Annotated in this window: 1 protein-coding gene; it reads right to left on the reverse strand. The window is 52.3% G+C overall.

What is annotated here, in order from left to right; genetic code table 11:
- The coding region (locus PH256_RS15215) for a transposase (protein ID WP_270914832.1) at positions 1 to 388 on the reverse strand (388 nt) is incomplete at both ends.

The raw sequence follows: 388 nt of genomic DNA on the forward strand, positions 1-388 counted from the left end.
GGTTTTGTGCTCGGGGTAGTTTCTGCACACTTCATCATACAAAGGATCAAAGGCTACGCTGTCGTGGACATTGCCGGGAGTGACGTAAACACCAAGAACAAAATTGTGCTTGTCGCAGGCCGTGTGCGCCTCGTAGGCAAAGCACTTTTTGTGTTCCCCCTTGTGGAACACGCCGCTTTCCGGGTCGGTGGTGGATACCACCGTTTCCTTCGTCTGCTTCTCCTGGGGCGGATTTTTGTCGCTGTCGTCGGAAAAGGGCTTCTTGCCGTGTTCTTCCCGGTCTCTGTTTACCTCAGCAAACAACTCTTTTGCGTACCGCTTCGCCTGTTTGGGAACCGCCTTTTTGGCCTGCTTTTTCAGATTGGCACTTGCCTTAATATGGGTTCCA

It is taken from the genome of Allofournierella sp. CML151, from assembly GCF_027853465.1.
GTDB lineage: Bacteria > Bacillota > Clostridia > Oscillospirales > Ruminococcaceae > Allofournierella.